The following is a 13,975-nucleotide window of genomic DNA, read 5'->3' on the forward strand; positions in this document are numbered from 1 at the left end:
AATCGAACTAAAGAATATTTACACTTGCCACTCCGATGACAGAACAACCCTCTGATCGCTGTTATCCCCAGATTTTTTGTATTCTTTTTTCAAAGGGGAAAATCCGGGGATAAAGGCGAACGCTTCGCTTCTCCAGGTTATTTCTGCCCTCTCCGTTCCCGTGTAAATGTTTAGTTCAATTCATATAAATATTATTATTGGGGTGAAATCCGTGTGTAGTCTTGCCATTCCTCTGGCAGCAATGAACGATACGGTTCCTCGGTGAATCGATCGTCGACCAGTACCAGTACGCCCTTGTCCTCTTCCGTACGTATCAGCCTTCCACCTGCCTGCAATACCTTGTTCATGCCGGGGAAAACATAGGCATAATTAAATCCGTTGCGCCCTGTCCGACTATAATAATCGCGGAGTACGTTGTTCTCCAGACCAATCTGGGGAAGTCCGGCCCCCACCACCACCACTCCGTTCAGACGATCACCCGGAAGATCCACACCTTCGGAAAATACACCGCCCATAACGGCAAATACCAATCGTGTTCGTTCAGGATGTGGCTGGAACGCGTTCAGAAACGCCTCCCGTTCCTCTTCACTCATGCCCTGCTCCTGCATCACGACTTCTGCCTCACCCGGCTGTTCCATATACGTCGCATGTACTTCGCGCATATAAGGATAGGATGGGAAAAAGACGAGCAGGTTGCTATGAGGCCACTCGGCAACCAATTGGCGCAGCATATTGGCAATAGGCTGTCTGGAACGTTCACGATCCCGATAGCGAATCGATAATGGCAGCAATCTCACATCCAGCTGCTCCCGCTGGAAAGGCGAAGCAATACGCAAGGTATAATCCTCTTCCTCCGCACCTAGCATATCCCGGTAATAACCAAGAGGTGACAATGTCGCAGAGAAATGAATGGTAGAGCGGAACCCTTTGGCAGTCTGGCGCAGCAGCACAGATGGATCCAGGCAGAACAGCTTCACTCGTACTTCACTTCGTACACATTCCGCATAGGTAATGAAGCGTTCATCGTACAACTTGGCAATACGCAGGAAATTCTGTGCGGTGAAGTAGGCTGCCAGCAGCAATTCATCCGTCTCGGCATTTGCCGAACCGCCTTCAACAAGGCATTGCTCCGCAACCATGACAAAAGGCTCCAGCAGTTCAATCAGTTCCTCTGGCGCCTCCTGTTGCAGCAATTTGCCCTCATCCCCACCATTTTTGCGAAGCGTAATCAGGTATTTGTCGATGGCTCCCGTCCGATCCGCGATGGCTTTAGCGGCAGTCACACTGCTGCCCAGCGTTTGGAATTCCCTTTTGACATCCAGAAAGACGGCCTTCTCCAGCTCTGCCGAAAACATCATTCGGCCCCGATCGACCAGATTATGTGCCTCATCGACCAGTAATACCGTCTTGCGCTTCTGCTCCTCCAGCATTCGTTTGAGCGAGATACGCGGATCGAAAATATAGTTATAGTCGCAGATCACCGCATCGGCTGCATACGCAGCATCCAGTGAAAATTCAAACGGACATACCCGATGCTTACGTGCGTACTGTTCTATAACCGGGCGTGTCATTAACGTCTCATGTTCCAGCATATCCAGCACGGCTCCATTAATACGGTCATAATATCCTTCGCACATGCCACACTGTCCCGTATCACAGGCTTCCTCTTCCTTGAAACAGATCTTGTCCTTTGCGGTCAGACTGATCACATGCATCTTCAATCCTTCCGCCTGCATCCGGGCAAAAGCCTCTTCTGCCGCCACTCGCGTCGTCGTTCTTGCGGTCAGATAGAACAATCGTTTGGCTTCTCCTTCACCAATGGCCTTGACCGTGGGAAACAGGACTGACATCGTTTTGCCAATACCCGTTGGCGCTTTCGCCATCAGTCCCTGCCCCTCGCGGATGGTCTTGTATACGGCTCCTGCCAGCTTGCGCTGTCCCTCTCTGTATTTGCGAAAAGGGAATGGCAGCTCTCGCACGCTTATATCGCGCTTCTCTTCATAAGCCACAATCATCTCTGCGTATGGCGCGTAACCAGCGACCAGCTCTGCTGCAAACTGTTCCAGCTCCTGCCGTTCCAGCATCCGCCGAAACCGTCTTTCCTCATTATTCACGGTGTGCACGTATGTAAGCTGTACCTGCATACGGGGTTCATCATGCTGAACGGCGTACATATAGGCATACATCATGGCCTGCGCCCAGTGTACGGGGGCCCCATCGCCCAGATCGTCCAGATTGCCCGCAGTTGATTTGATCTCATCCACCGTCAGCTGACCATCCAGACGAATCAGCCCGTCACATCGTCCCTCCACCACGTAGGTCAAGTCTCCATGCTGCAGTTCCACTTCGAGAACCACTTCTTTCAAATCCTCTTCTGTGTAATCCTTCTGCACTCGCTGGTGTATCCGGGTTCCCTCCTGCATCGATGCATTCGAGCGGAACCCTGGACGTATGCTACCACTGCGGTACACATATTCCACCAAAGGCCTGACTGATATTCGAATTGCGGTTGTCATGCGATCACCCGTTCTGTTTGTAGTGACTATACTTTATCACGAAAAGCGGTGCTCAAACCAGCCAATCAGCGGATTGGACTCGTCCTTTCCCATATGCTATGTTGGGGTGTATAAGTTGAACTAGATAAAGTTACACTTGCCACTCCGATGACAGAACAATCTTCCGATCGCTGTTATCCCCAGATTTTTTAATTCATTTTCACAAAGGTAAACATCCGGGGATAAAGGCGAACGCTTCGCTTCTCCAGCTTATTTCTGTCCTCTACGTTCTCGTGTAAAAGTGTAGTTAAACTTATATAGAATGTACGTAAATAAGGAGGCATCTTCTATGTATATCTATTTGGTTCCTTCACCAATTCCGGATGCACTTGCTGCATATCCGCATCTGACTTTGCGCAGCGAGGAACAGGTTCGTTTGGCCATTGAATCGACAGAACGTCTGATGAACATCGAGTCCGATGACAACGTAGCGGCGTATGAAACCTTCGATGCCGCAGGCTCCTGGACAGGCGGCGGTTATGCCGTTCTGAACAATATACCCGTATCCGAAGATGGACGGAATGACTTCGAGGAACGTTTCAAGAACCGTGCGCGCAAAGTGGAGGATGAACCCGGCTTTGTCGGCATTCGTGTGCTTCGTCCTTTAAAGGACGATACGTATGTCGTACTTACACTTTGGCAGTCCGAGGATCATTTCAAGAACTGGCAGCAGTCCCAAGCCTATAACCATGCTCACCGCAACCGCAGCACGAGTGAAGGGCTGACCGCACAGAAGCCCACCATGTTTCCAAGACCTTCATTCGTCACGACATTCACCATAGAGTAAACGAACGGGAGCAAACTTGTTTTTGTGCTCCAGAATCTGTATGCAAGTTTACAGATATACTGTGATCACACTTTGGACAAGCATCATTTAATTATTTGTACTTTAAAATGATAACCCCTTCCGCCTCTTCTTCAATGGAAGGGGCTTTTTGTATACGTGAGGTCAAGAATGATCCCAAGCTCCTCTCTCCTTTTTCCAATAATTGAAAGAAATGAGCAACCCAGAAGTTCGGTGCTTTTGACACGACATACCATGAGATAGCATAATACTTGTTAAATGAAACTTCGGAAAGGAAGGAAGGCGGTAACTTGTCACGCAATTCACTCACCCGGTTTCTAAGCGGACCGTTTATAGTGTTCACCGTTATTATGATGATCAAAAGCTCTCTGGCCTGGATTGTGATCTTCGATGACATCCCCGTCTGGAAACCGCTACTGACAGAGTTGCCGCTGATCTGGATCTGCTTCTGTCTGATTGAATGGTTCGCAGCCAAACGCCGGATGTGGCTCTATCTCGGACTAAATCTGTTGCTATCGGGCATCTTCTTCGCAGCGATCATGTATTACAAATATTATGGTGTTATTGTTAATTATCACGCGCTCGCACAGGTTAATCAGGTAACCTCGGTCAAGAGCAGCATGTTCTCTTTGCTCGATCCGTATTATTTGTTTATTTTTGCAGATATTCTGGTTATCACGGGGATTCTGATTCGTCGGCGGATCAAGCTCGGCGGGACCGAACGTCCAGGCAGAGTGCCGCTTGAACGAAGGGCCAGAAGACGGATTGCCTCAGTCATTCTGATTCTGTCGATGATGCTGTGCATGCTCAACATATACCCCAATCGGGCGAGTATGAGCGAGATTACACAGGCGGAGCAGATGGGGATTCTCGGTTACGAAGCGTACACCATCCTGGCTGATCGGCCTGACAAACCCGTGCCCTTTGATCAAATCGATCAGAATCATATCGACGAGATTAAACAAACGACAGCACTACCCGCTGTTGTGGAGGAGGGTGCAGCCAAGGGACGAAACGTCATTGTCCTCCAGCTCGAATCATTCCAGAACTTCCTGATCGGATTGCAGGTGGACGGACAGGAAGTTACACCCAATCTGAATAAGTTGGCAGGGCAAAGCCTGTATTTCCCCAACTTTTATCAGCAAGTGGGACAGGGAAACACGTCGGATGCCGAGTTTGTCGTGAATACATCGTTTTATACACCGCCCAACGGGGCCGCAGCTACCGTCTATGCCAATAAGGAATTGCCAAGTCTGCCCAGACTGATGTCCGCGAACGGTTACCAGACAGCCACATTCCATACAAATGATGTGCACTTCTGGAATCGCGATCAGTTATACAAGGCGCTTGGATTTGATCAGTATTATGACATAAATTATTTCGGAACAGAGGATTCCATCGCCTTCTCGGCATCAGATGAAGTATTGTACAGCAAAACGCTCGACAAACTCGAGGCCATGCAGGACACGGGATCACCTTTCTATGCACAAATCATATCCATGTCTGCACACCATCCTTACCATCTACCAGAAGATAAGAAAAGTCTGACGTTGCCGGAACGGTACGTTAATACGTTGCCCGGGGATTATCTTGTATCCCAGCATTATGCCGATCAGGCGGTGGGACAATTTATTGAGGGACTTAAGGAACGTGGACTATGGGAAAATAGCGTGCTGGTCGTTTACGGTGACCATCTGGGTCTGCCTATCTACTCGCTGGATCGGACTGACGAGAAGCTCATGCAGGAAATCTACGGTCGGGAGTACACGTCTGCGGACATGATTAATATTCCACTTATCGTCACGGCTCCTGGCATCACGCCGGCTGCTCAACTGGAACAGATCGGAGGACAGGTGGATATTCTGCCAACGATCGCCGGGTTGACCGGTGCCTCTCTCCAGAACCAACTGTATTTTGGGCAGGATTTGCTGCGTGATGGAAATAATCTGCTGCCAGAGCGCTATTATCTGCCCTCCGGTTCCGTACTGAACGATGCTTCACTGTTCGTTCCTGAGACGGGGTACGGTGACGGTACTCATTACTCCCTTGCGGATGCCGGGAGACAGGATGTCGTCTCGGCAGAGCTTGATCAGGAGAAGGGGACGATTCCGAACAGTCTGGAGGATGAACCGGCCGTGCCCGCATCTGCCATACCAACCGAAGAGGGATCTACCTCTTCCGAATTTATTACGAAAGAACAGTACGAACGGGCTTTGGATCTTCTCCACTTATCCAACAGTTATCTGAGTCAGTTACCGAATCGAAATGCAGTGAAATGATACAACATGCACAATGAAATTATCTTTCACTTTTAATTCATCATGAAAAAAGACAAGAGCCCATGAAAGGTCTAAAACGACCTGATTCATGGGCTCTTTCCATTCCTTCTAACCTCTATATCTAACACTTTCTCCCCAATCATCTAACAAAAAGACACCTATAACCACCCGAATCATCCATTGCCAACAAATTCCCCTCTTTAGTGAAGACACCTGGACGTTCCTGTTCCTTGAGGAGCGGTTTACAATGAAAGCGTATTATTCCTTGTTGAAGGAGGAGAATTATGAAATTCGATCTGAACTTTGTACCCTTCAGTCGCAGAGAGTCGTTCCTTGCCGTCTCTCTTCTGCCTGAAGGCAAGAATAGACAGCAGGGCCTCTACCTACGAACTGTGCGGGGTGGGGATGATAAATTTGGCGAGGCGTTCCGTATTGAACTGTTGGATCAGCAGAATCAGACGATTCCATTCACAGCAGAAGCTTCTCCAGAAACTGTCCGGCTGAATTCACCAGAGCCCGCAATCTTTGCCGAAATCTGTATTTCGGATAGCTGCACGGTCCGCTTCCGCTCGAAAGGGTGCGGGATCAGATTGACCTTTATCCCCTCAACTTATGATTATGCATATGAGGTCAATAAAAACAGCTGGGAAGTAAATAGCTTCACCCATGAATGCCGCTTCATGCTGACTGGAATTGTAGGCGACATGAAGCTGGAAGTGCCGTGGGATAAAATCAAGAGCTCACGCGTAATCGCAGAGTTCAATCCGGATACAGACACGAATACAGCTGAGTTTGCCGTTGAGGAGTTCCGCACAGTATGGGAGCCTCGCCCACAATGGGATTCCTTTGATGATGACGTAAAAGCGGTTCGGACTGAATTCAGCCAGTGGCTGGACAGCAGTCTTGCGATCCCTGATCGCTGGCAGGATGCGCGGGAGCTTGCGGCTTACATTACTTGGTCCTGCCTCGTTCCGGCGGAGGGTTGTCTGACGCGTCCAGCTATGTATATGTCGAAGAACTGGATGACGAATATATGGAGCTGGGACCACTGTTTCAATGCGATGGCGCTTGTTCGCCATGATCCAAAGCTTGCGTGGGACCAGTTCATGATCTTTTTTGATCGGCAAGATGAGAGTGGATTAATTCCTGACTTTGTGAACGATAAATATGAACTGTGGAACTGCAACAAACCTCCTATTCACGGATGGACACTGGCTTGGATGATGCAACGTACGGATTATATTCGCGAGGCGCAGCTTCGTGAAGTGTACAGCCCATTGTCCAAGTGGACGAAATGGTGGTTCAGGTATCGTGATGATGATGGTGATGGGATTCCCCAATATAACCACGGTAATGATTCCGGTTGGGATAACAGCACCGCGTTTAATAATGGAATTCCCGTAGAAAGTCCGGATTTAGCTGCCTTTCTGATTATCCAGACAGAGCTTCTGGCTGAAATTGCTGGGTTGCTTGGGCTTACGAAGGAATCTTCGGAATGGAGAAAACTGGCGGATGATACGCTGGAGAAGATGATCAGCCACTTCTGGAAAGAGGATAGATTTATCTCCTTACGTTCAGGTACACATGAGCCTTCAGCTGGAGATAGTCTGCTGTTATTCGTTCCGATTCTACTGGGCAAACGCCTGCCTGAACCCATCAGAGATCTTCTTCTAAAAGGGTTGCGGGAAGAGAATCGCTTCCTAACGGAAAATGGTTGGGCGACCGAGAGCATAAGCAGCCCTTACTATATACCAGACGGGTACTGGCGTGGACCGATCTGGGCTCCATCAACCATGCTGCTCGTGGAGGGCGTAGCTGCAGCCGGTGACCTGGAACTGGCTCGGGAAGTATCCCGCCGCTTCTGCAATATGCTTAACCGGAGTGGTATGGCGGAGAACTTCGATGCGCTGACTGGTGAAGGCCTACGTGACAGGGCATTCACATGGACATCGAGTGTGTTCCTGGTTCTGGGGCACGAGTACACAATCTAAAACCAATATTGCACGTCTCTGGCTGCTGTTTTAAACAGCTTTCCGGGGAGGTGCTTTTCCCGTTTCCTCGAAAAATTTTATTTGCAAACAACAAATTGAAAGCGTTACCATTAAATGATTGGATTCTTCTATAGGCTACCTGTCCATGCTAGAATGCAGGTAGATGTAGTTATAGCGAGAGGGGAAGCCGTTTATGAACATCCAATGGATCAGGCAGCTTAATAAACGCATTTTCTCTGGTTCCTACCGCAGTATACGGACCAAGCTGCTCTTCTGTTTTCTCATCGTGACTCTGATTCCACTGCTCTCGCTTGGTGCATTGTCCTATTACCAATCGGCCAAAATCATTAATTCTCAGTTTGGCAAATATGGTGAAAATGCTGTAGCGCAGTTGGAGCAACAAACGAGCTCATCTTTAAGCCGAATGAAACAAATGAGTGAAACGATCTATTCGTATTTGCTTGATCCCGCCCATACCGATCTAAGGAATCAAGCACCTGTAAGCTATAGCGAAATCATTGAGAAGAATGACTTTGAAGCCCTACTGAAATCGCTGTGGACAGACCAAACCGCAGGAATCTATATCATTACGCCCTCAGGCTATTATTATGGAGAGAACAATTTGGATGTTGCCAAGCTGAGAAATATGCCAGAATGGAAGACAAAACCGGCTTCTTATAAAGGACTATACTGGCTAGGCTTTTATATGCAAAATCACGCAATGAGCAGCTCGGACGATTCGAATCTTCCCGTCCTTGGACTCGCTGTTCCGATTCATAATTCCAACGGAACGCAAAACGGCAGCACCATACTCATAGAGGAGAATGCGCAGGAACTGATCCATATGTTCAAGCTGTTTGAGACAGATACGAAGTCGCATCTGACCATTAAAGCTTCGGACGGAAGAATTATATATGAAAGCGCACCCAATTTTACGAAGAAGGATAGTGATATTACATGGATTCGGACGCTTGCCGTGAACCAGTGGACCATAGAAGCGAGATTACCTGCCAAAGCCTTCTACCTGTCCTCGGGCATTATTCGGTCGAATACCATTGTCGTGGCCGTTATTTCATGTCTGCTTGCCTTTGGATTCGCCTATCTGTTCTCGTCGAGGTTTACAGCTCGTATTCGCACGCTAAAGGATTCGATGCAGAAAGTCAGCTTCGGTAAGTTGGATACACGGATGCCGATCGAAGGCAGAGATGAGCTAGGTAGCCTTGATATGAGTTTTAACCGGATGGTAAGTGGCGTTCAATCGCTTGTACAAGAAGTGGAACAGAGCGAAAGACTCAAGAAGGAAGCAGAACTGAAGGCTTTCCATTATCAAATTAACCCCCACCTGCTGTTCAATACGTTGAACTCCATTCAGTGGAAGGCCCGTCTGGAAGGGGCTGATGATATCCGTCAGATGTTATATCACTTAACGATGGTGCTGGAAGGAAATCTGGATATATCGCAGGAACTGATCACGGTGGGCAGAGAACTACGCATGATTGAGCATTTCCTGAAAATTCAGGAGATCAGGTACGGAAATGTGTTCAGCTATGAGCTGAATTGCGAGGACTCACTGAAGCAGTATCTGATCCCGCGTATGACTCTACAGCCGCTGTTTGAAAATATATTTTTCCACGGCTTCACGGATGGAATAGGTGTAATCAAGCTCGATGTCACCGTGGAAAAAAATGAACTTCTGCTGACTCTCCGGGATAATGGAGCAGGTATGACAGAAGAAAAACGGGAGCGTTTGCTTGTTCCAGATCCAAAACGTCGTGGACGCGGAGGATTAGGCGTCCAGAACGCAGACCAGAAATTCAAACTGCATTTCGGCCCGCAGTACGGGCTTACGGTATTTTCGACTAAGGGTGAAGGTACAGCGATTGTCATTCATTGGCCCAAAGAGGAGGAGCGTCCGGATGGATACAGCAAAGAGAATTAAGGTGCTGATTGCAGATGATGAGAGTATTGTACGGAAAGGCCTACGTTCGACCGTAGCTTGGGAGAAATATGGAATGGAAGTTATAGCTGACGCGCCCAATGGACAAAAAGCCTGGGAAGCCTTCCTGGAGCATCAGCCTGAAATTGTAATAACAGATATTGTAATGCCAGAGATGGATGGCATCGAGCTGTCTCGCAAGATAAAGGAGATGGCGGCGAAGACCAAAATAATTCTGCTCAGTTGTCACCGCGACTTTGAATACGCACAGCAGGGAATTCAACTTGGGGCCTCCGGATATCTTTTGAAAACCGCTTTTGAGGACGAAGAACTTGAAGACATGTTAAAGAAGTTCCAGCAGGAACTGTCTGTCTCCGCTCCCCCCTCCCCAAAAGATGAAGTGCGTATGGAAACACTGCTCTTTGCATGGCTGAACGGACATAGCTGTAAATTTCCAGAGGAGCTGGAGAAGCTGCATGGCGGTCAATCGCATGTTAACGGTCAGCCGCTGTTGATATATCTGATTCGAGCGGCAGAATGCGGAGCATCTTGGACCGAGCTACTACAAGAAGCTGAGAAGAATGACCGCAGTATGCGCAAGGGTACGATCATTCCTTATGGAGAAGAATACTACTATTGGATCGTTCCTGATACGCTGCGAGGGTCTGCAGAAAGCCTGCTGGTAGAGAGTAAGAGCAAATGCAGTCAGTTGAAGTGGACTCGTAAAGAATCCTTGCTCCACAGCGATGATCTGAAGCAGGCGTTCCAAAACCTTCATAAAGAAGCTGAGCTAGAGAAGCTGTATGGGATATCCGTAAATCATTGGCCAGATCCGATCTGGAAAGCCGTGAATCTACTGTATGCTAATCCCGCAGCTGACTGGTCAGCCAGCGAACTGGCGGAAGAGGTTGGGCTCAGCCGCAGTCATTTCTCCATTCTCTTTAAGAAGGCTGTCGGCGATAGCTTCATTGCCTTCCAATATAAACGGAAACTGCGCCTTGCATATGGCCTACTGCGGGATACACATCTAACTATGCAGGAAATTGCGGAGCGAACAGGACTAGGAGACAGCAAATATTTTAGCAAATGGTTCAAACGCTGTACGGGTCAGACACCGAGTCATTACCGTGCCCAACAAAAAGACGACAGCTCTCGAACAGATTGACACCTGCTTCAATAATTCGAACAAAATCACAACAACATTCGAATAGATACACGTTTTGAACCGCTTTCATTCGCGTTACGATGAAAGCGGTTCAATTATTATAAACCTCACTGACTGGGAGCTGACAATATGAAAAAAAGAATTTCACTCATTGTCCTTGCAACGACGCTGATGGTATCTATACTGTCTGCATGCAGCGGTAACGCTGGAACAGCCAATCCGGAGAACGGCGGTTCGGATCAGACGAAGACGCTTCGTTTTGCAACCTGGGATACGGGAGACGCGCTCAAAATTGAGCAGGATATCGCCAAGAAGTTTGAAGCAGAACATCCCGGTACAAAGGTGCAGGTTGAGGCCTATGCGGACGGATTTGACCAGAAGCTTGCCGCAGGCTTTGGAGCGGGCAACCCGCCAGACGTCATGTACATGTGGGACTTCCCTACTTACCATCAATCTCTTGAACCACTGGATGACTTTGCAGAAAAAGATAAAGACCTGAAGATAGATGATTTTTACAAAGGATTGTTCAACTATGGAAAAATTGACGATAAGTTATACGGCATTCCGGCCGGCTTCACGACTCGTGTCGTCTATTATAACAAAAAGCTCTTTGATGCTGCCGGTGTCCCTTATCCTAAAGACGGATGGGAATGGAGCGATTTCCAGGATATCGCTAAAAAGCTGACGGATCCATCTAAGAAGCAGTACGGTTTCGGTGCACGTGCCGAGAATGATACGTATGACTTGCAGGGCTTTGTCTGGAGCAACGGTGGCTCCTTTATTTCCCCAGATGGTAAAACCATCGAGGGCTACATGAACAGTAAAGAAACCGCTGAAGCCATCCAAATGTTTGGTGATATGGTGAAGGACGGCACCGCCGTGCTTACAGGTGGTAAAGGCCAGCAAAGCGGTGATGATATCTTTAAAGGCGGTAAGATCGCCATGTGGGAAAGCGGAATCTGGCCGCTCGAATCATTCAAACAAGCGGGAGTTGATGTAGGTACGGTCGAAATTCCGGCTTTTCCAGGCAAACCGGTTAAAGGTGTACTTGCAGAATCTGCCTTGTCTATTGCTAAAGACTCTAAGCACAAAGATCTGGCATGGGAATTCGTTAAATTCTATGTCTCCAATGAATCGATCAAAATGCGTGTTGCTGACCTGCCAGTACGACAAAGTGTTGTAAACGAACTCAAGAAGGATCAGGACCCGCTCTACAAACCTTATTACACCATGCTTGAGCGTTCGGACAATACACCTGCATTTCTACTCAATCCGAAGTGGAATGAAGTGAACCGACAGCTGTCGGCTGCAGTGGAAGCAGTTATGCACGGCAGCAATGCCCAAGAAGCGCTGAATCAGGCGGTTAAGGACAGCGAGCGATTTTTGAAATAACACTTGTAGAAAGAAGGTTAGGAGATGGCTCAGACCTACCTGCAGAATACATCAGAACCGACAGCTACCCTTAAGGCCTTGAAAAAACGTAGATGGGGTGGGCTTGCACCCTACCTCTTTATCTTCCCTTGGATATTTGGATTTGTTTTCTTCACTTTAGGCCCCCTGCTGTTCTCATTGGTCATTTCATTTTTTGATTGGCCAATCGTCGGTAAGGTAACTTTTATCGGGCTAGACAACTACGTAGAGATGTTTTCGAATGATCCGCTTTTTTGGAAATCTTTATTTGTAACTTTGAAATTTGCAGCCCTCTTCGTTCCGCTCAATATTATAGTCGCACTCGGACTTGCCATGCTGCTCAATCAAAGGGTTAAAGGAAGCGCCATTTTCCGTACGGCATTTTATCTCCCCTCTGTAATTTCAGGTGTTGCGCTTGCTATGATCTGGTCCTGGGTATACAGCGGAGACTATGGAATTCTGAACTACTTCTTGTCTGTCCTGGGTATTCAAGGGCCCGATTGGCTGAATGATACAAACTGGTCGCTTGTTGCAATGGTCGTTGCCAGCCTCTGGGGACAAGGATCGATGATGCTTATTTTCCTAGCTGGACTTAAAGGCATTCCTAAGGACCTGTACGAATCGGCTTCCATCGACGGTGCAGGTAAAATCCGAAAGTTCTTGAGTGTAACCATTCCGATGATTACGCCAACCATTCTGTTCAATCTCATCACATCGATTATTGCAGCATTCCAGCAGTTAACTCTCGCCCTGCTACTTACGGGAGGCGGGCCAATGAAATCAACCTATTTCTATGCGATGTACATGTATGAGAACGCTTTCAAATATTTTAAGATGGGTTACTCTGCTGCCAACGCCTGGTTTATGTTTCTGATCGTGCTTACCTTGACATTTCTGGTATTCAAATCTTCGGAAGCCTGGGTGTTCTATGAAGGTGAAATGAAAAAGCAGCCGCAGAAGAAACTTAAAGCCAGTACAAGGGGGCGGTCCTGATGAAAAAAATAGTTGCATACACGTTGCTGATTGGGTTCTCACTGCTGTTCATCGCCCCACTGTTCTGGGCGGTGACCACGGCACTGAAATCACCGCAGGAGCTTTATCTGTTTCCTCCCAAATGGATTCCGTCCGATTGGAAATTCAGTAACTTCGCAGAGGCATGGAACATTCAGCCCTTTAATTTATTTTTGAAAAACACACTGATCGTTACGGTCTTATCCACCCTTGGACAGCTGATATCCTGTACGCTCGTCGCTTACGGCTTCGCCAGATTCCAGTTCAAGGGGCGTGATTTCCTGTTTCTTGTCGTTCTGGCAACCATGATGATCCCTTGGGAAGTAACGATGATTCCGCAGTATATGGAGTTTAACTATTTGGGTTGGATTAACACACTCAAACCGCTGATTATTCCATCGTGGTTCGGATCTGCCTATTATATCTTTTTGTTGCGGCAGTTCATTATGACCCTCCCCCGGGAGCTGGATGAAGCAGCGACGATTGACGGCGCTAGTAAAATGACGATTCTGCTACGAATCATCGTGCCGCTAATGGGACCTTCGCTGATCCTGGTCTCCGTATTCCAGTTCATGAGTTGTTGGAATGACTATCTGGGGCCTCTCATTTTCCTAAATGATCAGACGAAATATACGTTAACGTTAGGCCTATCTCAATTTAAGGGCATGTACGGTGTTGATATGCAATCCATCATGGCCATCACCTGCTTAATTTCGATTCCACCACTTGCGATTTTCTTCTTCGCTCAGCGTTACATTGTCGGCGGAATTGCCACGACAGGTATTAAAGGTTAGGACACACAGATAGAGGAAAGGAATGACGA

The 13,975-nt window shown here is 47.9% G+C and carries 9 protein-coding genes; 8 read left to right on the top strand and 1 reads right to left on the bottom strand.

Annotated features, from left to right (window positions below; all coding sequences use genetic code 11):
- Positions 1-194: 194 nt before the first annotated feature.
- Positions 195-2,516 carry a helicase C-terminal domain-containing protein gene (locus A6049_RS25395; protein ID WP_063567320.1) on the bottom strand — a complete coding sequence of 774 codons (2,322 nt, stop codon included), beginning with the start codon at positions 2,514-2,516 and terminating at the stop codon, positions 195-197.
- 328 nt (positions 2,517-2,844) lie between these two features.
- Here A6049_RS25395 and A6049_RS25400 point away from each other — a divergent pair, with 328 nt between their 5' ends.
- The 8 genes from A6049_RS25400 to A6049_RS25435 all read left to right on the top strand — a co-directional run bounded on the left by A6049_RS25400 (position 2,845) and on the right by A6049_RS25435 (position 13,946).
- The gene (locus tag A6049_RS25400) at positions 2,845-3,342 is read left to right on the top strand and encodes an antibiotic biosynthesis monooxygenase family protein (RefSeq protein ID WP_063567321.1); all 498 of its coding nucleotides are present in this window, start codon (positions 2,845-2,847) and stop codon (positions 3,340-3,342) included.
- 368 nt (positions 3,343-3,710) lie between these two features.
- Entirely contained in the window at positions 3,711-5,639 is a 1,929-nt protein-coding gene (locus A6049_RS25405) for an LTA synthase family protein (RefSeq protein ID WP_063567355.1), read from the top strand.
- A 284-nt stretch (positions 5,640-5,923) separates the two neighbouring features.
- Positions 5,924-7,630 carry an amylo-alpha-1,6-glucosidase gene (locus A6049_RS25410; protein ID WP_063567322.1) on the top strand — a complete coding sequence of 569 codons (1,707 nt, stop codon included), beginning with the start codon at positions 5,924-5,926 and terminating at the stop codon, positions 7,628-7,630.
- Positions 7,631-7,823: 193 nt separating this feature from the next.
- Positions 7,824-9,569: a sensor histidine kinase gene (locus tag A6049_RS25415; protein WP_063567323.1), complete on the top strand. Its 1,746-nt coding sequence runs from the start codon at positions 7,824-7,826 to the stop codon at positions 9,567-9,569.
- Complete coding sequence (locus A6049_RS25420) at positions 9,547-10,731, top strand: response regulator transcription factor (protein ID WP_063567324.1); 1,185 nt, start codon at positions 9,547-9,549, stop codon at positions 10,729-10,731. Before A6049_RS25415 ends, A6049_RS25420 begins: the two co-directional genes overlap by 23 nt.
- A gap of 129 nt (positions 10,732-10,860) precedes the next feature.
- Positions 10,861-12,123, top strand: a complete 1,263-nt coding sequence (locus tag A6049_RS25425; RefSeq protein ID WP_063567325.1) for an ABC transporter substrate-binding protein — start codon at positions 10,861-10,863, stop codon at positions 12,121-12,123.
- Between the two features lie 24 nt (positions 12,124-12,147).
- Entirely contained in the window at positions 12,148-13,134 is a 987-nt protein-coding gene (locus A6049_RS25430) for a carbohydrate ABC transporter permease (RefSeq protein ID WP_063567326.1), read from the top strand.
- Positions 13,134-13,946: a carbohydrate ABC transporter permease gene (locus A6049_RS25435; RefSeq protein ID WP_063567327.1), complete on the top strand. Its 813-nt coding sequence runs from the start codon at positions 13,134-13,136 to the stop codon at positions 13,944-13,946. The genes A6049_RS25430 and A6049_RS25435 overlap by 1 nt, the downstream gene beginning before the upstream one ends.
- Positions 13,947-13,975 lie beyond the last annotated feature (29 nt).

Origin of the sequence: Paenibacillus sp. O199 (assembly GCF_001636635.1) — a bacterium.
GTDB lineage: Bacteria > Bacillota > Bacilli > Paenibacillales > Paenibacillaceae > Paenibacillus > Paenibacillus marchantiae.

Bases quoted from the DNA above. Each gene is read 5' to 3' on its own strand.
- A6049_RS25405 (WP_063567355.1), top strand. From the start codon at position 3,711: ATGATGATCAAAAGCTCTCTGGCCTGGATTGTGATCTTCGATGACATC.
- A6049_RS25400 (WP_063567321.1), top strand. From the start codon at position 2,845: ATGTATATCTATTTGGTTCCTTCACCAATTCCGGATGCACTTGCTGCA.
- A6049_RS25415 (WP_063567323.1), top strand. From the start codon at position 7,824: ATGAACATCCAATGGATCAGGCAGCTTAATAAACGCATTTTCTCTGGT.
- A6049_RS25410 (WP_063567322.1), top strand. From the start codon at position 5,924: ATGAAATTCGATCTGAACTTTGTACCCTTCAGTCGCAGAGAGTCGTTC.
- A6049_RS25425 (WP_063567325.1), top strand. From the start codon at position 10,861: ATGAAAAAAAGAATTTCACTCATTGTCCTTGCAACGACGCTGATGGTA.
- A6049_RS25435 (WP_063567327.1), top strand. From the start codon at position 13,134: ATGAAAAAAATAGTTGCATACACGTTGCTGATTGGGTTCTCACTGCTG.
- A6049_RS25420 (WP_063567324.1), top strand. From the start codon at position 9,547: ATGGATACAGCAAAGAGAATTAAGGTGCTGATTGCAGATGATGAGAGT.
- A6049_RS25395 (WP_063567320.1), bottom strand. From the start codon at position 2,516: ATGACAACCGCAATTCGAATATCAGTCAGGCCTTTGGTGGAATATGTG.
- A6049_RS25430 (WP_063567326.1), top strand. From the start codon at position 12,148: ATGGCTCAGACCTACCTGCAGAATACATCAGAACCGACAGCTACCCTT.